The sequence below is a fragment of the Streptomyces brasiliensis genome, from assembly GCF_014647875.1.
GTDB classification, from domain to species: domain Bacteria; phylum Actinomycetota; class Actinomycetes; order Streptomycetales; family Streptomycetaceae; genus Streptomyces; species Streptomyces brasiliensis.
The window spans coordinates 281,205-303,367 of the sequence record NZ_BMQA01000009.1; the positions used below are offsets into that span (position 1 = coordinate 281,205).

A 22,163-nucleotide genomic window follows, 5' to 3' on the forward strand; every position below is an offset into this window, starting at 1 on the left:
TTGGGGAAGCGGGCCGGCGACGGTGCCGTGGGGATGAAGGGGTGCTTGCTGTGCGTCTGATCTCTCGGAGGACGAGGTTCTCCCAAGCTGCGGTGACCGTCGCGGTCGTCGCCCTCGCGGCCGCCGGGTGCGGCAAGTCCAGCAGTGACTCCTCGAGCACGTCGAAGGACGGCAAGTACGCGGGCAAGGGCATCGGCCTGGCGTACGACATCGGTGGCAAGGGCGACCAGTCCTTCAACGACGCCGCCTTCGCCGGTTTCCAGAAGGCCGAGAAGGAGCTCAAGATCAGCGGCCGGGACATCGAGCCGCAGGACGGGGAGTCCGACGCCGACAAGGTGCAGCGGCTCGAGCAGCTCGCCAAGTCCGGCTACAACCCGATCATCGGCGTCGGTTTCGCGTACGCCCCGGCGGTCAAGCAGGTCGCGGCCAAGTACCCGAAGATCACCTTCGGCATCATCGACGACAACACGATCCAGGCGAAGAACGTCGCCGACATGGTGTTCCACGAGGAGCAGTCCTCCTACCTCGCCGGTGTCGCCGCGGCCAAGGCCACCAAGAAGAACCACATCGGGTTCATCGGTGGTGTGGACATCCCGCTGATCCACAAGTTCGAGGCCGGGTTCGACCAGGGCGCCAAGTCCGTGAACCCGAAGATCAAGATCGAGTCGCAGTACCTCACCCAGACCGCCCAGGAGGGTGGCTTCTCCAGCCCCGACAAGGGCAAGGACGCCGCCAACGGCCAGATCGAGGCGGGTGCCGACGTCGTCTACCACGCCGCCGGCCTGTCCGGCCAGGGCGTGATCCAGGCCGCCGCCACGCACAAGGTGTGGGCGATCGGCGTCGACTCCGACCAGTACGGGCAGAGCGCGCTGGCCCAGTACAAGGACTACATCCTCGGCTCCGCCCTGAAGAACGTCGGCGGTGCCGTGTACGACCTCACCAAGTCCGTCGTCGAGGGCAAGCCGCTCAGCGGTGAGGTGCGCGGCGACCTCAAGTCGGGCGGTGTGGGCTTCGCCGACACGAACCCGAAGTACCAGGCGATGACCGACGTCGTCTCCGCGGTCGACAAGGCCAAGGAGGACATCATCTCCGGCAAGATCACCGTCGACACCGAGTGATCGCCGGGGCCTGACGGGGGCCCCGAGACCGCCCGGCATCGTCGCAGCCCGGACGCCCCTTGCCTCGCGCAAGGGGCGTTCTGCTGTCCGTCACGATGGGCGTGAGTGTGGCCACAGGTGGATAACGGACCGGACAGAAGGGTTTTTCCGTCTGGTCTACGCGCGTTACGCTGCGGCGGAATCAGCGCCTGGTATGGGCGCTTGCACGAAGGAGTCTCGTTCCATGCGCCGGGTGTCCCGTATAGCGGTTGCAGGCGTTGCAACCGCAGCCCTTGCCGTCACTGCTTCCGCCTGCGGAAGCTCGTCCACCTCGTCCTCCGCCGGCGACGGCAAGTCCAAGGGCATCGGCCTTGCGTACGACATCGGCGGCAAGGGCGACCAGTCGTTCAACGACGCCGCCTACGCCGGTCTGCAGAAGGCCGAGAAGGACTTCGGCGTCAGCGGCCGGGACATCGAGCCGCAGGACGGCGAGACGGACGCGGACAAGGTGCAGCGCCTGGAGACCCTGGCCAAGTCGGGCTACGACCCGATCATCGGCGTCGGCTACTCCTACGCCCCCGCCGTGAAGGAAGTCGCGGCCAAGTACCCGAAGGTGACCTTCGGCATCATCGACGACAACACCATCGAGTCGAAGAACGTGGCCGACATGGTGTTCCACGAGGAGCAGTCCTCCTACCTCGCGGGCGTCGCCGCGGCCAAGGCCACCAAGAAGGACCACATCGGGTTCATCGGTGGTGTGGACATCCCGCTGATCCACAAGTTCGAGGCGGGCTACGTCCAGGGCGCCAAGTCCGTGAACCCGAAGATCAAGATCGAGTCGCAGTACCTCACCCAGACCGCCCAGGAGGGTGGCTTCTCCAGCCCCGACAAGGGCAAGGACGCCGCCAACGGCCAGATCGAGGCGGGCGCGGACGTCGTCTACGCCGCCGCCGGTCTGTCCGGCCAGGGTGTCATCGAGTCCGCCGCCACGCACAAGGTGTGGGCGATCGGCGTCGACTCCGACCAGTACAAGCAGGACGCGCTGGCGAAGTACAAGGACTACATCCTGACCTCGGCCCTCAAGAACGTCGAGGGCGCGGTGTACGACCTGTCCCAGTCCGTCCTCAAGGACAAGAAGCCGTTGTCCGGCGAGATCCGCGGCGACCTGAAGTCGGGCGGTGTGGGCATCTCCGAGTCCAACCCGGTCTTCAAGAACAACGCCGACCTGCAGGCCGCGCTGAAGAAGGCCGAGGAAGGCATCAAGAACGGCACCATCCAGGTCAAGACTTCCTGACCGGAGGTCATGGGCCTGTCCCAGGCATGGCCAAAAGTGCGCCGTAATGACACCGTTACGGCCACGGAACGGGGCGCCGGGAGGATGACCTCCCTGCGCCCCGTCAGCGCGGCACAATGCTCGGAACCGGATCGAGAACAACCAAGATCGATCAGGTCCGGGCACTATTTAAAGCAGGGGCGCTACGCGCGTAGAGCGGCCCCTTTCCCGAGGAGAGTGCGCCATCGACGCGTCCAGCAGCCCTCCGCTCACCGCAGAGTCGACAGTCGCGGTCGAGCTGGCGGGGATCACCAAACGATTCCCGGGTGTCGTGGCCAACCACGACATCCACCTGACCGTCCGCAAGGGGACCGTCCACGCCCTCGTCGGCGAGAACGGTGCGGGCAAGTCGACCCTGATGAAGATCCTCTACGGCATGCAGAAGCCGGACGAGGGCACCATCGCGGTCAGCGGCGAACAGGTCACCTTCTCGTCCCCGGCCGACGCCATCTCCCGCGGCATCGGCATGGTCCACCAGCACTTCATGCTGGCCGACAACCTGACCGTCCTCGAGAACGTCGTGCTCGGCAGCGAGAAGCTGTACGGCATCGGTGGCGGCGCCCGCAGGAAGATCAAGGAGATCTCCGACCGCTACGGCCTCGGCGTCCGCCCGGACGCGCTCGTCGAGGACCTCGGCGTCGCCGACCGCCAGCGCGTCGAGATCCTCAAGGTCCTCTACCGCGGCGCCCGGACCCTGATCCTCGACGAGCCGACCGCCGTCCTGGTCCCGCAGGAGGTCGACGCGCTCTTCGACAACCTGCGCGAGCTCAAGTCCGAGGGCCTGTCCGTCATCTTCATCTCGCACAAGCTCGGCGAGGTGCTCTCCGTGGCGGACGAGATCACCGTCATCCGGCGCGGTACGACCGTCGGCACGGCCGTACCCGCCGAGACCACCTCGCGTCAGCTCGCCGAGATGATGGTCGGCAGCGAGCTGCCCACCCCGGAGACCGCCGAGTCGACGGTCACCGACCGGGCGGTCCTCGAGGTCAAGGGCCTGACCGTGTACGCCAGCGGTGGCGCGTCCCTGGGGGAGGCCGGCGCGCTCGCCGAGACCGCGACGGTCGGCGCGGGCGGCGCCACGGCGGGCGGCGACGTCCTCACCGAGGCCACCACCCCCGGCGAGGCCAAGCGCGTCCTCGACGACGTCAGCTTCACCATCCACGCCGGCGAGGTCATGGGCATCGCCGGTGTCGAGGGCAACGGCCAGACCGAGCTGATCGACGCCCTGATCGGCCTCAAGAACGCCGACTCCGGCTCGATCCACTTCCTGGGCGAGGACGTCACGAACTGGCCCACCCGCAAGCGCCGCGAGCAGGGCGTCGGCTACATACCCGAGGACCGCCACCGCCAGGGCCTGCTCCTGGAGGCGCCCCTCTGGGAGAACCGCATACTCGGCCACGTCACCGAGACGCCCAACGCCAAGGGCTTCTGGCTCGACCCCAAGGGCGCCCAGGCCGACACGCGCCGGATCGTCGAGGAGTACGACGTCCGCACCCCCGGCATCGACGTCACCGCGGCCTCCCTGTCCGGCGGCAACCAGCAGAAGCTGATCGTCGGCCGCGAGATGAGCCACGACCCGAAGTTCCTGATCGCCGCCCACCCCACCCGCGGTGTGGACGTCGGCGCCCAGGCGCAGATCTGGGACCGCATCCGCGAGGCCCGCCGCAACGGCCTCGCCGTCCTGCTGATCTCCGCCGACCTGGACGAGCTGATCGGCCTGTCGGACACCCTGCGGGTGATCTACAACGGCACTCTGGTCGCCGACGCCGATCCGGCCACGGTCACCCCGGAGGAGCTCGGCTCGGCCATGACCGGCGCCGCGTCCGGTCACCTCGAGCATGTTGAATCCCCTTCCGACAACGCGGAAGCCGCCGGTCCGGAGGACGAGGCCCGATGAAGAAGTTCGACAAGGAGCGGGTGCTCCTCGCGGTGGCCGGCCCGGTCATCGCGCTCGTCCTCGCGATCGTGCTGACCTCGGTCGTGCTGATCGCGTCGGGCAAGAACCCGATCGAGCCGTACAGCCTGATGCTGGAGCAGCTGCCCTACTCCGACATTCAGGTGCTGATCATCAACCAGGCGTCGATGTACTACATCGCCGCCATCGCGGTCGCCCTCGGCTTCCGCATGAACCTGTTCAACATCGGTGTGGACGGCCAGTACCGCCTCGCCGTGGTGATGACCGCCGTGGTCGGCGCCAACGTGGCGCTCCCGAGCTTCCTGCAGATCCCGCTGCTCCTGCTGGTCGCGGCCTTCACCGGCGCCTTCTGGGCCGGCATCGCGGGCGTCCTCAAGGTCACCCGCGGTGTCAGCGAGGTCGTCGCGACGATCATGCTGAACTCCATCGCGACCGCCCTCATCGGCTACGTCACCCTCTCCACCGTGTGGGGCGTGCAGGTCGGCAACAACATGACGACCGGCGTCATGAAGGAGTCCGGCTGGTTCCCCGGCATCAACCTGGGATCCGACGTCGGTGAGATCTACGGCCTGGTCTTCCTCGCGATCCTGCTCGGCATCGCCTACTGGGTCGTCCTCAACCGCACCCGCTTCGGCTTCGACCTGCGCGCCACCGGCGCCTCCGAGTCCGCCGCCGCGGCCTCCGGCGTCAGCGCCAAGCGGATGGTGCTCCTCTCCATGCTGATCTCCGGCGGCGTCGCGGGCCTGGCCGGTCTGCCGCTGCTGCTCGGCGACACCCACACCTACAGCCTGAGCTTCCCCACGGGCGTCGGCTTCACCGCCATCGGCATCGCCCTGCTCGGCCGCAACAACCCCGGCGGCATCGCCCTCGCCGCCCTGCTGTGGGCCTTCCTCGAGAAGGCCTCGCCCGCCCTCGACTACGCGACCCCGGTGGCGTACGAGAAGGAGATCGCCACGATCATGCAGGGCCTGATCGTCTTCGCGGTCGTCATCTCGTACGAGGCCGTACGCCAGTGGGGTCTGCGCCGCCAGCAGCGTCAGGTCGGCGCCGAGCTGGCCGCGGCCGCCGCCCAGAACACCATGAAGGAGGTGGCGGCCCGATGACCACCGTGACCGTCGCGAAGCCGAAGGCGCAGCAGCCCGGCAGGGGCAGCCGCCGCATCTCGCTCCCGGTGCTCCTGCTCGTCATCGCGGGCGTGCTCGTGCTCACCTCGGTCGTCCGCCTGATCACCGGCGCGGACGGCATCACCTCGACAGGCCAGATGTCCACCGCGCTGCGCCTCGCCGTGCCGATCGGGCTCGCGGGCCTCGGCGGCCTGTGGTCCGAACGCTCCGGCGTTGTCAACATCGGCCTCGAGGGCATGATGATCCTCGGCACCTGGTTCGGCGCCTGGGCGGGCTATCAGTGGGGCCCGTGGGCCGGCGTGGCCTTCGGCATCATCGGCGGTGCCCTCGGCGCCGTCCTGCACGCCATCGCCACCGTGACCTTCAACGTCAACCACATCGTCTCCGGTGTGGCCCTCAACATCCTGGCGCTCGGCGCCACCCGCTATCTGTCGAAGTTCACCTTCGCCGACGCCCCGCAGGGTTCCGCCAAGCAGTCCCCGCCGATCGACTCGCTGGGCAACTTCGACATCCCGGGCCTGTCCGGCTGGCTGGACACCCTCAACCAGAAGCACTGGTTCGTGGTCTCGGACATCGCCGGCCTGATCGGCGGTCTGGTCACCGACCTGTCGCCGCTGACCGTCATCGCTGTCGCGCTCGTGCCGTTCACCTGGTGGGTGCTGTGGCGCACGCCGTTCGGCCTGCGGCTGCGCTCCTGCGGCGAGAACCCGGTCGCTGCCGAGTCCCTCGGCGTCAACGTCTACAAGTACAAGTACCTCGCGGTGATCATCTCGGGCGGCTTCGCCGGCCTCGGCGGTGCCTTCCTGTCGATCGTCGCCTCGAACGTGTACTTGGACGGCCAGACCGCCGGCCGCGGCTACATCGGTCTCGCCGCGATGATCTTCGGCAACTGGATGCCGGGCGGTCTCGCCCTCGGCGCGGGCCTGTTCGGCTACACCGACAGCCTCAACCTGCGCGGCGGCACGGTGAACGTCCACGCGCTGATCCTGCTGCTCGCGATCCTGCTGGTGTTCGGGGCGGCCTACCTCGCCTGGCGCAAGAAGTACGTCCCCGCGCTGGTCACCCTGGTGATCTCGGTCCTGATGTTCGTCTGGTACGCCGCCACGAACGAGGTGCCGCGTCAGCTCGTGACGGCCACTCCGTACATCGTGACCCTGCTCGTCCTGTCGCTGTCCGCGCAGTCCCTGCGGATGCCGAAGGCCGACGGTCTGCCGTACCGGAAGGGACAGGGCAAGTGACGCCGCCCGCCGACGTCGACTGGGAGGCGCTGCGGGCCGAGGCGCGGGAGGCGATGTCCCACGCGTACGCGCCGTACTCGGGCTTCCCGGTCGGCGCGGCGGCCCTGGCCGACGACGGACGCACCGTCTCGGGCTGCAACGTCGAGAACGCCTCGTACGGGCTCGGCCTGTGCGCCGAGTGCGGGCTGGTGTCCGAGCTGCGGCGCACCGGGGGCGGCCGGCTCACGCACTTCACATGCGTGGACGGCACGGGCGGGCTGCTCGTCCCGTGCGGCCGCTGCCGGCAGCTGCTGTACGAGTTCGGCGGGCCCGACCTGCTGCTGGACACCCCGGCGGGCGTCCTGCCGCTGTCGGAGATGCTGCCCCAGGCCTTCGGCCCGGACCATCTCTCCAAGTAACTCCCCCGCGGCCCCTCCGAGTTGATTGCACCGACGGTCATCGGAGGGGCCGCAGGGTTTCGCACCTCCCCGGAAGGAACGCACCCCCATGGCCATGGACGCCATCTCCGTCATCCGCACCAAGCGGGACCGCGGTGAGCTGAGCGACGAGCAGATCGACTGGGTCATCGACGCGTACACGCGCGGCGTGGTCGCCGACGAGCAGATGTCCGCGCTCGCGATGGCGATCCTGCTCAACGGCATGAACCGCCACGAGATCGCCCGCTGGACCGCCGCGATGATCGCGTCCGGCGAGCGCATGGACTTCTCGTCGCTGTCCCGCCCCACGGCCGACAAGCACTCCACGGGCGGCGTCGGCGACAAGATCACGCTTCCGCTGGCCCCGTTGGTCGCCGCCTGCGGCGCCGCCGTGCCCCAGCTGTCCGGCCGGGGGCTCGGCCACACCGGCGGCACGCTGGACAAGCTGGAGTCGATCCCCGGCTGGCGCGCGCTCCTGTCCAACGAGGAGATGCTGTCCGTCCTGGACGGCGTCGGCGCGGTGATCTGCGCGGCGGGCGACGGCCTGGCCCCGGCGGACAAGAAGCTGTACGCGCTGCGGGACGTGACCGGGACGGTCGAGGCGATCCCGCTGATCGCCTCGTCGATCATGTCGAAGAAGATCGCGGAGGGCACCGGCTCGCTGGTCCTGGACGTGAAGGTCGGCACCGGCGCCTTCATGAAGACGATCGAGGACGCGCGTGAGCTGGCGTCGACGATGGTCGGCCTGGGCACGGACCACGGAGTGAAGACGGTCGCGCTGCTGACCGACATGTCGACCCCGCTGGGCCTCATGGCGGGCAACGCGCTCGAGGTCCGCGAGTCCCTGGAGGTCCTGGCGGGCGGCGGTCCCGCCGACGTCGTGGAACTGACCCTCGCCCTGGCCCGCGAGATGCTGGCCGCGGCCGGCATCAAGGACGCGGACCCGGCGAAGGCGCTGGCCGACGGCTCGGCGATGGACGTCTGGCGCCGGATGATCGCGGCCCAGGGCGGCGACCCGGACGCCCCGCTGCCCACGTCGAAGGAACAGCACGTGGTCAGGGCCCCGTCCTCCGGTGTCCTCACCCGCCTCGACGCGTACGACATCGGCGTCGCCGCCTGGCGCCTCGGCGCCGGCCGCGCCCGCAAGGAGGATCCGGTCCAGGCGGCGGCGGGTGTCGAACTCCACGCCAAGCCGGGCGACACGGTGACGGAGGGCCGGCCCCTACTGACCCTCCACACGGACACGCCGGAACGCTTCGACTACGCGCTGGAGGCGGTGCAGGGGTCCTACGACATCGCGGCGACGGACATCCCGTTCACACCGACTCCCGTCGTGCTGGAACGTATCGCCTGACCAGGCATTTCATCGTTCGGGTGAACGGGATCGGTGGACCAGCACCGGTCCCGTTCGGCATGCTGGGATCGGTGACGCACCGATTGGAGACACCGCCATGAGCGCACTCAGCGTCGAGCCCGAGTCCCCGAGGGGAACGGGCTGGGACGAGATCGTCCGTGTCTGGGAGGAGACGGACGCTCCCGAGGGCAGCAAGGTGGAGATCATCGAAGGGGTCGTCACCGTGTCGCCACCACCGTCCGAAGAACACAACGACACCGCTGAGCTGCTTCACGAACGCCTGTACGGTGCAATTTCCCCTGACTGCGACTGGGGCATTTATCAGACACTCGGGCTGACGTGCCCGGAGACGGGCGGCCTGTTCATTCCGGACCTGTGTGTGGTGCCCAGGGAAGCCTTGCGTCGCGGGACACGAGTGCCCGCCACCGAGGCCGAACTGGTGGTCGAGGTCACGTCTCCGAGCAATGCGAACCACGACCGGATCAAGAAGGCCCACGGCTATGCCGTAGCGGGGGTGCCGCTTTACCTCCTACTGGACGCCTGGCAGTCCGGACGCCCGACAGCAACGCTGTACGGAGAGCCGCAGAACGGCACGTACCGAGTGCTTGCCTCAGTGGAGTACGGCGAGGAGCTCACGCTGCCCGCCCCGTTCAAGTTGGTTCTCGACACCGGCATCTTCCCGCTCAGCTGAGACGGCGTCACCCCGCCGGGCCCTCCCGATGAGTTATGGCCGGCCTACCGGTCTACAGCACGTGGACGACACGACACCTGCTGTGCTCATGCTGGCCGGCCCCGTCACCCGGGACGAGGTGCCGGGCCTGGTCGACGACGTGCGGGCGCTCCTCGGCGCCACCGGCGGCGGAGTCGTCGTCTGCGACGTGGGCGGGCTCGGACCGCCGGGTATCGGGCACATCGATCTGCTCGCCCGGCTGGAGCTGGCCGCCCGCCGGGCCGGGGGCCGGATACGGCTCCGGGACCCGGACCCCGCGCTACACGCCCTCCTCGATCTCGTCGGCCTCCGGTTCGAGATGGAGGGGCAGGCCGAACAGCGGGAACCAGCGCTTCGTGTCGAGGAAGAAGTGGAACCCGGTCAGCCGTCCGGCTGAGATCTCCAGGACCTGGACCGCCCACGGCGTGAAGCCGCCCGTCTCCGGGTCCGGCTTGTACTGCGCGAAGCCCGGCAGACCGTTGACCTCCACCGGCAGCAGACGCGAGCCCGCGCAGGACGCGCCCAGCGTCGTCATGAAGCCCGCGATGTCGGCGTGGCCGGTGAGCCACAGGTCGAACGGCGGCATCGTCATGACGGCGTCCTCGTGCAGCAGCGCGGTCAGCGCCGTCATGTCGTACCCCTCGAACGCCTTCACATAGCGCTCCAGGAGCCTTTGCTGCTCCTCGTCCAGGGGGTCCGACACCGCCGCGTCCGAGCCTGACTCGTCCCGCTCGGCGAGCGTCGCACGCGCCCGCTGCAGGGCGCTGTTGACCGACGCCACCGTGGTGCCGAGCAGCTCGGCGACCTCGCTCGCCCGCCAGGCCAGCACCTCCCGCAGGATCAGCACCGCCCGCTGCTTGGGCGGGAGTTGCTGCAGGGCGGCCATGAAGGCGAGCCGGACCGACTCCTTGGCGACGGCGGCCTCCGCCGGATCATCGACCGTGGGGAGCATCCGCGCGTCCGGCATCGGCTCCAGCCAGGTGTTGTCCGGGCGGGGGGAAAGGGCCGCCTGGGCCAGCGGGGTGGACTCCGTGAGGTCCATCGGGCGGGCCCGTTTGTTGCCCGCCGTCAGCATGTCCAGGCAGACGTTCGTCGCGATCCGGTACAGCCAGGAGCGGAGGCTGGAACGGCCCTCGAACTTGTCGTAGCTCCGCCAGGCGCGGACCAGCGTGTCCTGCACCGCGTCCTCGGCCTCGAAGGAGGAGCCGAGCATGCGGTAGCAGTATCCGGTCAGCTCGACGCGGTGTTTCTCCAGCGCGCTGTCGAGATCCGTCGTCGCCGTGCTGTCGCTCATCGTCCACCCACCCCTGTGGCCGTTCCTGTCGCGCGCCGTCGCGCCCCAGCACCTCGGAAGCTACCGCAGCCCACTGACAATGGCCCTGGGAGCCGATAAAAGCCCAGCTCAGACCCGTTGCTTACAGGCGTGATCGAATGCCGTACGGCGCGCGACACCCCCCGCCCGGTGTCGGACAGGGGGTGTCGAGGGAGTCCGGGGAGCCGCAAAGCTCGATGAGCGTCCTCAGTACGCAGGCGACGCATCCGCATCCGCCGCCGCGAGCCGCGCAGCGCGCGTGCCGAGCAGCGTGATCGTCACGACGCCGAGCACCGCCAGCAGGCCCACGCCGACCGTGCCGGTCCAGCCGCCCGCGTGGAAGGCGAGCGCGCCAACCGTGCTGCCCGCGCTGGAGCCGATGTAGTACGCCGACTGGTACAGCGCCGACGCCTGCGCCCGCCCCACCGTCGCCGTCTTGCCGACCGCCGAGGACGCCACCGCGTGCCCCGCGAAGAAGCCCGCCGTGATCAGCACCAGGCCGAGCAGGACCAGCGGCAGGGAGGCGGCCAGCGAGAGCAGCAGACCCGACGCCGTCGTACCGCCCGCCAGGTACAGCGCGCCCCGCCGGCCCAGGCGCCCGACCAGCCGGCCCGCCGTCGACGCGGACACCGTACCGACCAGGTACACCAGGAAGATCGAGCCGATGATGCCCTGCGGCAGACCGAACGGCGCCTCGGTCAGCCGGTAGCCGATCACCGTGTACACACCGCCGAACACCGTCATGAACAGCGCGCCGATCGCGTACAGCCGTTGCAGCAGCGGGTTCGCGAGATGGTCGCGGACCGTGCCGGCCAGCACGCGCGGGCGCAGCGAACCGGCCGTGAAGTGCCGCGGGGCCGGCAGCAGCAGCCGGAACGCCACCGCGCAGCCCACCGCGATCGTGCCGATCACGCCGACCGCGACGCGCCAGCCCCACTCCTGCGCCACCCAGCCGGTGATCAACCGGCCGCTCATCCCGCCGACGCTGTTGCCCGCGATGAACAGACCGATCGCCGTGACCAGTGCCCGCGGCCTGACCTCCTCGGCCAGATACGCCGTCGCCGACGCCGGCAGCCCGGCGAGGGCCCCGCCCTGCACCGCGCGCAGCGCCACCAGCGTGCCGATCGAGGGCGCGAAGGGGACCAGCATGCCGACGGTCACCGCGACCGCCAGCGAGGCCGTCATCACCGTACGGCGGCCGAAGCGTTCGGACAGCGCACTCATCGGCAGTACGAACAGCGCCAGACCACCCGTCGCGGCCGCCACCGTCCAGCTCGCCTCGCTCGCCGCGACCCCGAACTCGCCGGAGATCAGCGGCAGCAGCGCCTGCGTGGAGTAGAGCAGCGCGAAGGTGGCGACTCCGGCGAGGAAGAGGGCGAGGCTCATCCGGCGGTAGCCGGGGCCGCCCGGGGTCAGCCGGGTGTCGGAGGCGGAGGAGGTGGGCGAGGGAGAGGGGGACGGTACGGCGTCCACGGCGGTGGACGCCCCGGTACTGGCAGGCATGCTTCGAACCTAAACAGTCCACACTCATGCGTCCAATGCATGGAATCGCCATAATCGTTCCCATGGTGCATGAGCAGAGGTCAGGGGTTCGACTGTCACCGTCCAGTGACACAAAAGACATGCGGGACGACATCGTCGCGTTGCTCGCGCCCCGCCTGGCGCACTTCGCCGGGGTCGCCCGCACCGAGCACGTCACCCGGGCCGCCCAGGAGCTCCGGGTGCCGCAGTCGACGCTGTCCCGGGCCATGGTCCGCCTCGAACAGGACCTGGGCGTGGACCTCTTCGCGCGCCGCGGCCGCACCCTCTCCCTCACACCCGCGGGCCGTACGTTCCTCACCTCCGTCGAGCGTGCGCTGGGCGAGATCGAGCGAGCCGCCGAGGAGGTGCGGGCCGACGCCGACCCGGCCACCGGCAAGGTGGCCTTCGGCTTTCTGCACACCATGGGCGCAGGGACGGTCCCGGGGCTCCTCCACGCCTTCCGTGCCGACCATCCGCGCGTCCGTTTCAGCCTCGTCCAGAACTACGGCGAGGCGATGCTCGAAGGGCTGCGCGCGGGGGAGCTGGACCTCTGCCTGACCTCGCCGGTCCCGGACGCGCCGGACCTCGTGGCCCGGCGCCTGGACGAGCAGAAACTCCGTCTGGTCGTCCCGGCCGACCACCGCCTGGCCGCGCGCCGCCGCGTCCGTCTCGCCGAGGCCGCCGAGGACATGTTCGTCACCCTCGAAGCGGGCTACGGCCTGCGCCGCATCACCGACGACCTCTGCAAGGAGGCCGGTTTCCGGCCGCGGGTGGCCTTCGAGGGGGAGGAGGCGGAGACCTTGCGCGGCCTGGTCGCGGCAGGCCTGGGCGTGGCCCTCCTGCCGCCACCGGCCGTACCCCGCCCGGGAGTTGTGGAACTGACGGTCACGGCGCCGAGGGCCGTGCGCGAGATCGGGGTGGCCTGGCTGGACGGCCACCCGGACACACCACCGGTGGCGGAGTTCAAGAAGTTCCTGCTCTCGCGGCGCGGCAACCTGCTCGCGTAGCCCCGGCCGGCTGCTCTCCCGGGGCGACGCCTCGCCGGCCCGCCGCGCAGCAGGCTCCCCGGCACCCCGCCCGCGCTAGTGCTGTGACCGGAAGGGTTCACCGGCTCGCGACGCCCGGCACGGCACCTCGCGGCGTTGTCGCCTCACCCGAGTACATCCAGTACGCGGGTGACGCTCCGCCTTGCGATGCACCGCACCGGACGCCGCGAGCTTCCCGGCAAGCCTTCCCGGCCACAGCACTACGACCCGCGCAGCGACCGCCCGAATCCCGCCGCCAAGGGCATGCGCAGTCCGAGCGGCGGCGGCGCTGCCAGGGCGTCCTCCAGCGGGCGGGACAGGGCGTGCCCGAACAGGGCTCCCCGTACGAAGTCCGTGGTGAGCGCGAGGACCTCGTCGCGGTACTGGTGCAGTCCGTGGCCGTCCGCGTGGACCTCGAACCGGCACACGTCACGGTTCGCCTTCTTCGCCCGCGCCGCCAGCCGGAAGGACAGTTCGGGGTCGGTGCGCTCGTCGTTCGTGCCGTGCACGATCAGCACCCGGCGCCCGACGAGCTGCCGTACCGGCTCCGGTGTCGCCGCCACGTCGTCCTCCGGCAGCCAGGGGGCGATCGCCACCACGGAGTCGACCGCGTCGTGGCCGCCCGCCCGCAGGGCCGCGCGGCCGCCCATGTCGACCCCGACCAGGCACACCGGGACGTCGCCGTAGCGCCGCAGGACCTCGTCGATCGCCCAGACCGCGTCCCCGGCCGGATGCGCCTCGCTGCCGTTCCAGCCGCGATAGCGGTACTGGACGGCGTGCGTGGCCAGCCCCTCGTCGCGTCCGGCGCGGGCCAGGGCGCGGCCGAGCGCGCGCACGGAGGCCGTCGCCCATACGGGGGACGGCCTGCGGGCGGAGACCTCCTGGCCCCCGGGCAGGAGCAGCACCACGCCGCTCACCGCCGTCGGCTCGTGCCCGACCGCCCGGCCCAGCCGGGCCGTTCGTACCGGCGTCGCTTGGGTTGCCATGACAGAACAGTGTCAGAAGTGCGTGTGTACGCGACCCGTCCGTGCGGTCACCATTACGTATCGACGTATACGTGCACCCGGCGATCTACGCGCGTAGGAGTTAGAGTGCGGAAATGACGAGCCAGACTGCACCGACCGGGAACGTCCCGACGCCGGACCAGATCCGCAGGGCGCCCAAGGTTCTGCTCCATGATCACCTCGACGGCGGGCTCCGCCCCGGGACCGTCGTCGAACTCGCCCGGGAGAGCGGCTACTCCCAGCTCCCCGAGACCGACCCCGACAAGCTCGGGATCTGGTTCCGCGAAGCCGCCGACTCCGGGTCCCTGGAGCGGTATCTGGAGACCTTCTCGCACACCGTCGGCGTGATGCAGACCCGTGACGCGCTGATCCGGGTCGCCCGCGAGTGCGCCGAGGACCTCGCCGAGGACGGCGTCGTCTACGCCGAGGTGCGGTACGCACCCGAACAGCACCTCGAGGCCGGGCTCAGCCTCGAGGAGGTCGTCGAGGCCGTCAACGAGGGCTTCCGGCAGGGGGAGCGGCTGGCCCGCGAGAACGGCCACCGCATCCGTGTCGGCGCCCTGCTCACCGCCATGCGGCACGCCGCCCGCGCGCTGGAGATCGCCGAACTCGCCAACCGCTACCGGGACCTGGGCGTGGTCGGTTTCGACATCGCCGGTGCCGAGGCCGGGTACCCGCCCACCCGGCACCTGGACGCGTTCGAGTACCTCAAGCGCGAGAACAACCACTTCACCATCCACGCCGGCGAGGCCTTCGGGCTGCCGTCCATCTGGCAGGCCCTGCAGTGGTGCGGCGCCGACCGGCTCGGGCACGGGGTGCGGATCATCGACGACATCCAGGTGCAGGAGGACGGCTCGGTCAAGCTCGGCCGGCTCGCCTCGTACGTCCGCGACAAGCGCATCCCGCTGGAGCTGTGCCCCAGTTCCAACCTGCAGACCGGGGCGGCGGCGTCGTACGCCGAGCATCCGATCGGGCTGCTGCGCCGGCTGCATTTCCGGGCCACCGTGAACACGGACAACCGGCTGATGTCCCACACGAGCATGAGCCGGGAATTCGAGCATCTCGTCGAAGCATTCGGTTACACGCTCGACGACCTGCAGTGGTTCTCCGTCAATGCGATGAAATCAGCATTCATTCCTTTCGATGAACGGCTGGCCATGATCAATGACGTCGTCAAGCCTGGATACGCCGAACTGAAATCCGAATGGCTGTTCCGGCAGGCCGTGTCTACCAGCGGTTCTGTTCCTCAGGAGGGCTGAACGGAGGCGAGACGGGTGTACGGAATGCGGACGGGCTTCACCATCCGTCCGCATTTCGATGTTTGCGGCGGCCGGTCTGGCGTGTTTACGGTCGTGGACCGCTCAGTTCGTTTTTGATCCCCGTCATCGCATGCAAGGACGCATTCACCATGAAGCAGTCTGCTGCCAAGACCCTCGGTGTCGCCGCGCTCGGTGCCGCCTTCGCCGCCGCCGGCGCGGGCGCCGCCGACGCGGCTCCGGCTCTCCCGGACGCCACCCGGGCGCTGGGCGTCGCCCAGACCCTCCCGGCGCAGAACGTGGCCCAGGCGCTCCCCGGCGCCGGTGAGGCGCTCACCCAGGGGACCGGCGCGGTCGGCTCCGGTCTCGCCGCGGCCCAGCCCACGGTGCAGAAGGTGCTCGCCGACGGTCCGGCCGCGCCGGTCGCCGGCCTGCTCGGCGGACTGCCGCTGCAGGGTCTGCCCACGCACGGCCTGCCGGTGAACGGCCTCCCGCTCGGCTGAGCCGGAGCCCACGACGCGCCGTTGGGGCGCGCCCCCCTCGTCCCGGGGCGCGCCCCAACGGCGCGTCTGTGTCCTGCCGGGCCGCTACCAGGCCGTACGGGACTTGCCCTCGGACGGGAACAGGATCCACAGGGCGATGTAGAGCAGGAACTGCGGTCCCGGCAGCAGGCAGGAGACCAGGAAGATCACCCGCATCGTCGTGGCGGACGTACCGAAGCGCCGAGCCAGCGCTGCGCACACGCCGCCGATCATGCGGCCTTCGGTGGGGCGGACCAGAGCGGAGGACATGTCGGCTCCTTCGTGAGCGTCCCTCGGAGGCGTCCCGTGCGGCTGCCTCCAACTGTCCTCCACGCTACGGAACCGTCCGTGACGAAGCGTCGCTCCACGGTGCGATCCCGACCCTGGGAATCGTCGGGGTCCGGCCCTGAGGCGGGTCCTCCTGGAGAGGGGCCGTAGGGCCTCGGCGCTCGCCCCTGTGGCGGAGCCGGGCGCGGGCCGCGGGGACTATGGCGACGTGCGCGAGGGCCACGCCCGCCGTGTTGAGGAGCAGCGAGTCCACGTCCACCACCCGGCCCGGCACCCCGGTCTGCAGCAGGGCTATGCCCAGCGAGATCAGCGCGCCCGCGGCCGCCGTACGCAGCAGGGACGCGAGCGGCGAGCCGGTGAGCCGGCCGTGCGTCATCGGCAGCAGCACGCCCAGCGGGGCCAGCAGCGCCAGACCCTCGCAGATCCGCCGGGCCGCGTGCGGCCAGCCCAGCGCAAGGTCGGCGCGGAGGCCGGCGAGGGGGCGCAGATTGGCGGGCGTCACCCAGGGAACGTCCAGCGGCCGCAGCATCAGCCAGGCGACGAGCGCGAGGTGGGCGACCAGGAGGACACCCCCTGTCACACGGATGCGGATCGCGGCGCTGCCGCCGATGGAGCCTTGACGCTGCACGACCCCCTAGACGCGCCCCCGTGCGCGATCGGTTCCGGATCGGCCGCTGATGCGTGGGTGAGGCATGCGTCACGCTGTGCTGGAAGTGCCGTGATGGTGTGTCGCTCGGCTGAGGCGCCGTCGTGGCTGGTCGCGCCCACGCGGCGGAGCCGCGTATCGGACACTGCCCCGTGCCCCTTCGGGGCGCTGCTCAGCCCGCCGGCACCTCGGTCGACGGTGGAGGGGTGGCCCCAGGGCGGGAGCGGACGTCGTCGGTGCACTCGTAGCGGCGCGGGCGGTCGGCGCCGGGGCCGCCCAGGACCACCGAGCCGTCGCCCTCGGCCGCGGCCGAGTCGGAGAATGTGCAGACGATCTGGGCGAGCGCGTACGACGTCAGCTGGTCCGGCGCGGTGCTCAGCCGCAGGGTGTCCTCGGGGTCCGTGCGGCGCGGCCCGGTCACCCTCATGCCGCCGTGCACGTACGTCGTGTAGCCCGCGCTCCGCTCGCTCTGCGACGGCGTCTGCGCGAGCTGGTCCAGCAGCCCCTGGGCCAAGATCACCCGGCGCTTCGCGTCCACCGTGCCGTCCGGCACACGCACCGAGCGGTCCACGGTCACCAGCGAGGAACGGCACAGCAGGAACACCTGCACCGGCACGCCCTTCGAGGACTGCGCCGACAGATCCGGCTCGGCCAGCGAACAGGGCATCCGGGAGGGCGCGCCGCCGAAGTCGGTGGGCACCTCGGTGGCGCGGATCCCGCACCCGGCGAGCAGCAGACCCAGCAGGGGCAGGGCCAGCAGCCTGCGGGTGCGTCGTACGGGCCTGGTCATGGTGTCTCCCCCTGCGCCCCGTCGCCGCTTCCCTTGTCCTTCTCCGCGCGGTCCTCGGGGTCTTCGGTGAGGGGCGAGGTGTCCCGCGGCAGGCGGAGGGTGAACACCGCGCCGCCCTCGGGGGAGTTGGCCGCGGTGATCTCGCCGCCGTGGATGTGGGCGTTCTCCATCGCGATGGACAGGCCGAGGCCGCTGCCGTCGGAGCGCGGGCGGGAGGCGCTGGCCTTGTAGAAGCGGTCGAAGACGTGCGGCAGGACGTCCTCGGGGATGCCGGGGCCATGGTCCTGTACCTGGATCACCAGCTCGTCTTCCGTCTCGCGCACCGACACCCGCACCGGCGAACCGCCGTGCTTGAGCGCGTTGCCGATCAGGTTGGCGAGGATGACGTCGAGGCGGCGCGGGTCGAGCCGGGCGTGGATACCGCGCTCGGCGTCCAGATCCACCGCGTCCAGCCAGGCCCGCGCGTCGATGCACGCGGTGATCTGGTCGGCGATGTCGACGTCGTCCAGGACCAGCCGGGCGGTGCCCGCGTCGAAGCGGGTGACCTCCATCAGGTTCTCGACCAGATTGTTCAGCCGCCGGGTCTCGCTGACCACCAGCCGTACCGCCGGCTCGATCATCGGGTCGATGCCGCCGGCCTCCGAGTCCAGTTCCTCCTCCAGCACCTCCGTCACGGCGGTGATGGCGGTGAGCGGCGTGCGCAGTTCGTGGCTCATGTCCGCGACGAAGCGCCGGGACGCCTCGTCGCGCGCGGCCATCTCGGCGACCCGCTTCTCCAGTGCCTCGGCCGCGTTGTTGAACGTGCGGGAGAGATCGGCGAGTTCATCCGTGCCGGAGACCCGCAGGCGCGTGTCCAGCTTGCCCTCGCCCAACCGGCTGGCGGCGACACCGAGGCGGTGCACCGGCTTCAGTACGGTCGTCGCGGCGGCCTGCGCGAGCAGCGCCGAGCCGATCAGCGCCAGCCCCGTGGCGATGCCGAGCGACCAGGCGAGCGAGTTGAGGTCCTTCGCCTCCGGCTCGAGCGACTTCATCATGTAGCCGGTCGGACCGCCGCCGATCACCTTCGTGCCGGCCACCAGATACGGCGTGCCGTGGTCGACGATCCGCTGCCAGTACAGGTGGTACGGCGACTTGTTGCCATCGGTGACGTCCTGCTGCCTGATCACGGCGGCGCGCAGCGTCTTCGGCACGTCCTCCAGCTCGAAGCCGTTCAGGCCGCCCGAATTGCCGTACACCGTCCGGCCGGTGGCGTCCTCGGCGACCAGCAGGACGCTGAAGCGCTGGCTGCTGCTGGCCATCTGGCCCGCGGTGCGCTGGAGTTCGTCCTGGGTGGGGTGCGCCGGGAGGGAGCCCGCGCGGTTGTGCATCTCCTGCCGGAAGTCGCGCAGCACCGCCTCCTGGGTGCGGGTGAGCACGGCCTCCCGGTTCAGCCAGTACGCGATGCCCGACGCCGACACGGCGGCGGTCAGCGCCACCAGACCGAAGACCACGACCAGCCGCAGCCGCAGGCTCGTGAACCGCAGCCGCGACAGAGCTCCCTTGCGACCCGCGGCCCAGCCGCGGACCCCGCCTTGCTGGTCCGTCACTGAGGAGCGTCCAGGCGGTAGCCGACTCCACGGACGGTACGGATCAGGGTCGGCGACGACGGCACGTCCTCCACCTTGGCGCGCAGCCGCTGGACACAGGCGTCCACGAGCCGCGAGTCGCCCAGGTAGTCGTGCTCCCACACCAGCCGCAGCAACTGCTGACGGGACAGCGCCTGACCGGGCCGCCGGCTCAGTTCGAGCAGCAGCCGCAGCTCGGTCGGGGTCAGCTGGAGGTCCTCGCCGTTCTTCGTCACGGTCATCGCGGACCGGTCGATGACGAGGCTGCCGAACGTCGCCGAGTCGCTGGCCTCCCGCTCGCCGCGCCGCAGTACGGCCCGGATCCGGGCGTCCAGCACCCGGCCCTGGACAGGCTTGACGACATAGTCGTCGGCGCCGGACTCCAGCCCGACCACCACGTCGATGTCGTCGCTGCGCGCGGTCAGCAGGATGATCGGCAGCTGGTCCGTACGCCGGATGCGCCGGCACACCTCGAACCCGTCGATGCCGGGCAGCATCACGTCCAGCACGATGAGGTCGGGCCGCTGCTCGCGCAGCAGCTTCAGACCGTCCTCGCCGGTGGCAGCGGTGGCAACCCGGTGCCCCTGGCGCGTCAGTGAGAGCTCCAGGGCCGTACGGATGGCGTCGTCGTCCTCGATCAGCAACAGGGAAGGCACGGGGCTCATTCTGGCCCATGGCCGGGCGGGTTTCGACACCTGTACGTCTACGTACACGTAGCGCTCTTCTCCGTGACCGGCCTGTGGCGTACGTACGGCCGGCCCCTGTGACAGGTCTGTGACAGACGGCGGACACGGTCATGAAGTGTCCCCGGCAAGCTTTTCACCACAGGCAAGGAAGCGAGCCGGACACCGGCAAGTCCACGACGGGGGGCGCGAGATGAACACGCTGCACGGCATGAGCACCAGCGCAGTGATCACGCGCCTGCACGACGTCACCAGGAGTTCCGAGAAGTCCGGCGCTGATGGGGGTTCCGCCCGCGGGAGCGTGTTCGAGCGTGGGGGAGGTCGGGGGTGCGCTCGCGGCACCGGGCGTCAGCACGCCACGTACATGACGGTGGTCGACGCTCTTCCAGGGGGAAGCGCGTACAGGGAGGACACGGGGGAGCGCCGTTCGCTGACGGAGGCCGAGTTCACCGCTTACGTCCAGGAGCGCCGCGCCTCCCTGTACGCAACCGCCTACCACCTGACCGGCGACCGCTTCGAGGCCGAGGACCTGCTGCAGAGCGCGCTGTTCTCGACGTACAGGGCGTGGGACCGCATCAGCGACAAGGCGGCCGTCGGCGGGTACCTCCGCCGCACCATGACGAACCTGCACATCAGCGCCTGGCGGCGCCGCAAGCTCAACGAGTACCCGACCGAGGAACTTCCGGAGACGCCCGGCGACACGGACGCGATGCGCGGCACCGAACTGCGCGCGGTCCTGTGGCAGGCGCTGGCCCGGCTGCCCGAACTCCAGCGCACCATGCTGGTCCTGCGCTACTACGAGGGCCGTACGGACCCGGAGATCGCGGACATCCTCGGTATCAGTGTCGGCACGGTGAAGTCCAGCATCTGGCGCTCGCTGCGCCGGCTGCGCGAGGACGAGGTCCTCAGCTTCGGCCGTGACGAGGAGGACGCCTTCGGCGAACTCGTCGCCTGAGGGCTGGGGGGAGACCCGGAGGAACAACGGGGGAGTGCGGGGTCCGGGGGGACCGACGGGGGACCGCACGGGGGAGCTTCGCCACGGGGGAAACGGGGCGGAGCGCGGAACGGGACTGGAGGGCCGGGGGGTCCGTCCAGTCCCGTTCTCGTGCGTGTGCGGCGCCTACGCCGGCGTCTGCGTCCTGCGGTGCCCCTGCCGACCCACCGCAGCCCCAGCGAGCCGGCCCAGCGCCTCGTCCAGGTCGCAGGGATGTGCGCCCAGCGACACCTGGCGGGCGACGATCGACCGCTCCGCGCGCATCAGCCGCCAGCCGCGACGCAGCAGGAACGGCACCGACTTGCGGCCCTCCTTCAGGTCGCGCAGGAAGCGGCGCCGGAAGGTGGTGACCGGGCCGCGGCTCAGACACAGCGCGTCGGCCAGCACACCGAGTTCACGGCAGCGCGTCACGATCTCGGCGGCGAAGATGCCCTCCGCGACGAACAGCGGCGTACGCCCGATGTGCAGCGTCTCCTCGCCGGTGCGGGCGCTCAGTGCGATGTCGTACACCGGCACGGGCGTCGACCCCGTGGCACACAGCCGGGTGATGGCCTCGACCGCGACGTCCGCGTCCCAGGACGCGGGATGGTCCCAGTCGATGTCCGAATTCCCCGCCACCAGCGGCAGCGTCGGGTCGTCGCCCTCCTTGTAGAAGTCGTCGAGACGCAGGACGGGCAGCCCGCAACGGGCGGCGACGAGTGACTTGCCCGAGCCCGAGGGGCCGCACAGCAGTACGACACGGGCGGGGGACGGGGGATGAAGGCTCACGGAACACCAGTTTGACGCATGGTGCGCCTCGTGCCGACCCCGCGGGTCGGCTTTGGAGCGCGCGTCACACCTCAACTACCCTTCGTGTCGTCACAATCACCCTGCGCACCAGAAGGTGGCACCACCAATGGCCCGACACGCGTCCCCTGTCAACTCCACTGCCCGGCGCGCCCTGTTCGCCCTCGCTACCGCCGGAGCGGCCCTGGGCGCGGGCGCGGCGACGGCCTCCGCGGCGGACGCGGGCCCGCTCGTCGACGTGCCCCCCCGCTCCGCCTCGCTCGGCGACGTCGATCCACTGGCGGGCCTGCAGGCCGTCAACGGCTCGCTGCCGTACGCGACGGACGCGCTCCGGTCCCTCAAGCCGAACCCGCTCGCGGGCACGGGCGTCGACCCCCTCGACAACGGCATCGGCACCCAGGTCGCCGACTTCAAGCCGGTGACGTCCCGGGCGCTGACCGCTCCGATCGCCGAGGCCCAGTCGCTGGGCGGCCTGCCCGTGGTCGGGCCGCTCCTCGGAACGCTGGGCCACTGAAGCGCCCCGCGGAGGCGCGGGACCAGGGTCGAT

23 protein-coding genes are annotated in these 22,163 nt (G+C 70.5%); 14 read left to right on the forward strand and 9 right to left on the reverse strand.

Annotated elements, in window-relative coordinates:
• Positions 1–92 precede the first annotated feature (92 nt).
• The 9 genes from IEZ19_RS17365 (at position 93) to IEZ19_RS17400 (ending at position 9,583) form a co-directional block, all read left to right on the forward strand.
• Positions 93–1,118, forward strand: a complete 1,026-nt coding sequence (locus tag IEZ19_RS17365) for a BMP family lipoprotein (protein WP_189312085.1) — start codon at positions 93–95, stop codon at positions 1,116–1,118.
• A gap of 223 nt (positions 1,119–1,341) precedes the next feature.
• On the forward strand, positions 1,342–2,391 hold the full coding sequence (locus IEZ19_RS17370) for a BMP family lipoprotein (protein WP_189312086.1): 1,050 nt from the start codon (positions 1,342–1,344) through the stop codon (positions 2,389–2,391).
• Positions 2,392–2,614: 223 nt separating this feature from the next.
• Positions 2,615–4,327, forward strand: a complete 1,713-nt coding sequence (locus IEZ19_RS17375) for an ABC transporter ATP-binding protein (RefSeq protein WP_189312145.1) — start codon at positions 2,615–2,617, stop codon at positions 4,325–4,327.
• Positions 4,324–5,448 carry an ABC transporter permease gene (locus tag IEZ19_RS17380; protein WP_189312087.1) on the forward strand — a complete coding sequence of 375 codons (1,125 nt, stop codon included), beginning with the start codon at positions 4,324–4,326 and terminating at the stop codon, positions 5,446–5,448. The genes IEZ19_RS17375 and IEZ19_RS17380 overlap by 4 nt, the downstream gene beginning before the upstream one ends.
• Entirely contained in the window at positions 5,445–6,707 is a 1,263-nt protein-coding gene (locus tag IEZ19_RS50725) for an ABC transporter permease (RefSeq protein ID WP_229840402.1), read from the forward strand. The genes IEZ19_RS17380 and IEZ19_RS50725 overlap by 4 nt, the downstream gene beginning before the upstream one ends.
• Positions 6,704–7,105, forward strand: coding sequence for a cytidine deaminase (locus IEZ19_RS17385; protein ID WP_229840404.1), 402 nt, complete (start codon positions 6,704–6,706; stop codon positions 7,103–7,105). Before IEZ19_RS50725 ends, IEZ19_RS17385 begins: the two co-directional genes overlap by 4 nt.
• Before the next feature lie 88 nt (positions 7,106–7,193).
• Positions 7,194–8,477, forward strand: a complete 1,284-nt coding sequence (locus IEZ19_RS17390) for a thymidine phosphorylase (RefSeq protein WP_189312088.1) — start codon at positions 7,194–7,196, stop codon at positions 8,475–8,477.
• Positions 8,478–8,574: 97 nt separating this feature from the next.
• Positions 8,575–9,168, forward strand: a complete 594-nt coding sequence (locus IEZ19_RS17395; RefSeq protein ID WP_189312089.1) for a Uma2 family endonuclease — start codon at positions 8,575–8,577, stop codon at positions 9,166–9,168.
• 28 nt (positions 9,169–9,196) lie between these two features.
• On the forward strand, positions 9,197–9,583 hold the full coding sequence (locus IEZ19_RS17400; protein ID WP_189312090.1) for an STAS domain-containing protein: 387 nt from the start codon (positions 9,197–9,199) through the stop codon (positions 9,581–9,583).
• Here the strand turns inward: IEZ19_RS17400 and IEZ19_RS17405 are convergent.
• Positions 9,467–10,480 carry a sigma-70 family RNA polymerase sigma factor gene (locus tag IEZ19_RS17405; protein ID WP_189312091.1) on the reverse strand — a complete coding sequence of 338 codons (1,014 nt, stop codon included), beginning with the start codon at positions 10,478–10,480 and terminating at the stop codon, positions 9,467–9,469. The two genes, IEZ19_RS17400 and IEZ19_RS17405, sit on opposite strands and share 117 nt — an antisense overlap.
• Before the next feature lie 225 nt (positions 10,481–10,705).
• The gene (locus IEZ19_RS17410; RefSeq protein WP_189312092.1) at positions 10,706–12,001 is read right to left on the reverse strand and encodes an MFS transporter; all 1,296 of its coding nucleotides are present in this window, start codon (positions 11,999–12,001) and stop codon (positions 10,706–10,708) included.
• Between the two features lie 62 nt (positions 12,002–12,063).
• Between IEZ19_RS17410 and IEZ19_RS17415 the strand changes: the two genes are divergently transcribed.
• On the forward strand, positions 12,064–13,026 hold the full coding sequence (locus IEZ19_RS17415; RefSeq protein WP_189312093.1) for a LysR family transcriptional regulator: 963 nt from the start codon (positions 12,064–12,066) through the stop codon (positions 13,024–13,026).
• A 239-nt stretch (positions 13,027–13,265) separates the two neighbouring features.
• On the opposite strand, the gene IEZ19_RS17420 is transcribed toward IEZ19_RS17415, so the two are convergent.
• Positions 13,266–14,030 carry an alpha/beta hydrolase gene (locus IEZ19_RS17420; RefSeq protein WP_189312094.1) on the reverse strand — a complete coding sequence of 255 codons (765 nt, stop codon included), beginning with the start codon at positions 14,028–14,030 and terminating at the stop codon, positions 13,266–13,268.
• 113 nt (positions 14,031–14,143) lie between these two features.
• Here IEZ19_RS17420 and IEZ19_RS17425 point away from each other — a divergent pair, with 113 nt between their 5' ends.
• Together IEZ19_RS17425 and IEZ19_RS17430 are read left to right on the forward strand one after the other, a co-directional pair.
• Entirely contained in the window at positions 14,144–15,307 is a 1,164-nt protein-coding gene (locus tag IEZ19_RS17425; RefSeq protein WP_189312095.1) for an adenosine deaminase, read from the forward strand.
• 149 nt (positions 15,308–15,456) lie between these two features.
• Positions 15,457–15,807 (forward strand): ATP-binding protein, encoded by a 351-nt coding sequence (locus IEZ19_RS17430; protein WP_189312096.1) that lies wholly within the window; start codon positions 15,457–15,459, stop codon positions 15,805–15,807.
• 84 nt (positions 15,808–15,891) lie between these two features.
• Here the strand turns inward: IEZ19_RS17430 and IEZ19_RS17435 are convergent, their stop codons facing one another.
• The 5 genes from IEZ19_RS17435 to afsQ1 form a co-directional block, all read right to left on the reverse strand.
• Complete coding sequence (locus tag IEZ19_RS17435; protein ID WP_189312097.1) at positions 15,892–16,095, reverse strand: PspC domain-containing protein; 204 nt, start codon at positions 16,093–16,095, stop codon at positions 15,892–15,894.
• Between the two features lie 64 nt (positions 16,096–16,159).
• The gene (locus IEZ19_RS17440) at positions 16,160–16,741 is read right to left on the reverse strand and encodes a VanZ family protein (RefSeq protein WP_189312098.1); all 582 of its coding nucleotides are present in this window, start codon (positions 16,739–16,741) and stop codon (positions 16,160–16,162) included.
• Between the two features lie 190 nt (positions 16,742–16,931).
• Positions 16,932–17,549 carry a hypothetical protein gene (locus IEZ19_RS17445; RefSeq protein ID WP_189312099.1) on the reverse strand — a complete coding sequence of 206 codons (618 nt, stop codon included), beginning with the start codon at positions 17,547–17,549 and terminating at the stop codon, positions 16,932–16,934.
• Entirely contained in the window at positions 17,546–19,135 is a 1,590-nt protein-coding gene (locus IEZ19_RS17450; RefSeq protein ID WP_189312100.1) for an ATP-binding protein, read from the reverse strand. The genes IEZ19_RS17445 and IEZ19_RS17450 overlap by 4 nt, the downstream gene beginning before the upstream one ends.
• The gene (gene afsQ1, locus IEZ19_RS17455; RefSeq protein WP_121887427.1) at positions 19,132–19,809 is read right to left on the reverse strand and encodes a two-component system response regulator AfsQ1; all 678 of its coding nucleotides are present in this window, start codon (positions 19,807–19,809) and stop codon (positions 19,132–19,134) included. Before afsQ1 ends, IEZ19_RS17450 begins: the two co-directional genes overlap by 4 nt.
• Positions 19,810–20,029: 220 nt before the next feature.
• Between afsQ1 and IEZ19_RS17460 the strand changes: the two genes are divergently transcribed.
• A complete protein-coding gene (locus IEZ19_RS17460; RefSeq protein WP_189312101.1) occupies positions 20,030–20,791 on the forward strand; it encodes a SigE family RNA polymerase sigma factor in 762 nt (253 codons plus the stop codon).
• Positions 20,792–20,956: 165 nt separating this feature from the next.
• Here the strand turns inward: IEZ19_RS17460 and IEZ19_RS17465 are convergent, their stop codons facing one another.
• Positions 20,957–21,598, reverse strand: coding sequence for a uridine kinase family protein (locus IEZ19_RS17465; RefSeq protein ID WP_189312102.1), 642 nt, complete (start codon positions 21,596–21,598; stop codon positions 20,957–20,959).
• Between the two features lie 127 nt (positions 21,599–21,725).
• On the opposite strand from IEZ19_RS17465, the gene IEZ19_RS17470 reads away from it, so the two are divergent.
• Positions 21,726–22,130, forward strand: coding sequence for a hypothetical protein (locus IEZ19_RS17470; RefSeq protein ID WP_189312103.1), 405 nt, complete (start codon positions 21,726–21,728; stop codon positions 22,128–22,130).
• The last annotated feature ends 33 nt before the right edge of the window (positions 22,131–22,163 follow it).

What these genes read in the sequence shown, in the direction of transcription:
- IEZ19_RS17425 (WP_189312095.1), top strand. Translation starts at nt 14,144, where the DNA reads ATGACGAGCCAGACTGCACCGACCGGGAACGTCCCGACGCCGGACCAG.
- IEZ19_RS17390 (WP_189312088.1), top strand. Translation starts at nt 7,194, where the DNA reads ATGGCCATGGACGCCATCTCCGTCATCCGCACCAAGCGGGACCGCGGT.
- IEZ19_RS17395 (WP_189312089.1), top strand. Translation starts at nt 8,575, where the DNA reads ATGAGCGCACTCAGCGTCGAGCCCGAGTCCCCGAGGGGAACGGGCTGG.
- IEZ19_RS17435 (WP_189312097.1), bottom strand. Translation starts at nt 16,095, where the DNA reads ATGTCCTCCGCTCTGGTCCGCCCCACCGAAGGCCGCATGATCGGCGGC.
- IEZ19_RS17420 (WP_189312094.1), bottom strand. Translation starts at nt 14,030, where the DNA reads ATGGCAACCCAAGCGACGCCGGTACGAACGGCCCGGCTGGGCCGGGCG.
- IEZ19_RS17400 (WP_189312090.1), top strand. Translation starts at nt 9,197, where the DNA reads ATGAGTTATGGCCGGCCTACCGGTCTACAGCACGTGGACGACACGACA.
- IEZ19_RS17430 (WP_189312096.1), top strand. Translation starts at nt 15,457, where the DNA reads ATGAAGCAGTCTGCTGCCAAGACCCTCGGTGTCGCCGCGCTCGGTGCC.
- IEZ19_RS17380 (WP_189312087.1), top strand. Translation starts at nt 4,324, where the DNA reads ATGAAGAAGTTCGACAAGGAGCGGGTGCTCCTCGCGGTGGCCGGCCCG.
- IEZ19_RS17370 (WP_189312086.1), top strand. Translation starts at nt 1,342, where the DNA reads ATGCGCCGGGTGTCCCGTATAGCGGTTGCAGGCGTTGCAACCGCAGCC.
- IEZ19_RS17460 (WP_189312101.1), top strand. Translation starts at nt 20,030, where the DNA reads ATGAACACGCTGCACGGCATGAGCACCAGCGCAGTGATCACGCGCCTG.
- IEZ19_RS50725 (WP_229840402.1), top strand. Translation starts at nt 5,445, where the DNA reads ATGACCACCGTGACCGTCGCGAAGCCGAAGGCGCAGCAGCCCGGCAGG.
- IEZ19_RS17470 (WP_189312103.1), top strand. Translation starts at nt 21,726, where the DNA reads ATGGCCCGACACGCGTCCCCTGTCAACTCCACTGCCCGGCGCGCCCTG.
- IEZ19_RS17445 (WP_189312099.1), bottom strand. Translation starts at nt 17,549, where the DNA reads ATGACCAGGCCCGTACGACGCACCCGCAGGCTGCTGGCCCTGCCCCTG.
- IEZ19_RS17410 (WP_189312092.1), bottom strand. Translation starts at nt 12,001, where the DNA reads ATGCCTGCCAGTACCGGGGCGTCCACCGCCGTGGACGCCGTACCGTCC.
- IEZ19_RS17405 (WP_189312091.1), bottom strand. Translation starts at nt 10,480, where the DNA reads ATGAGCGACAGCACGGCGACGACGGATCTCGACAGCGCGCTGGAGAAA.
- IEZ19_RS17415 (WP_189312093.1), top strand. Translation starts at nt 12,064, where the DNA reads ATGGTGCATGAGCAGAGGTCAGGGGTTCGACTGTCACCGTCCAGTGAC.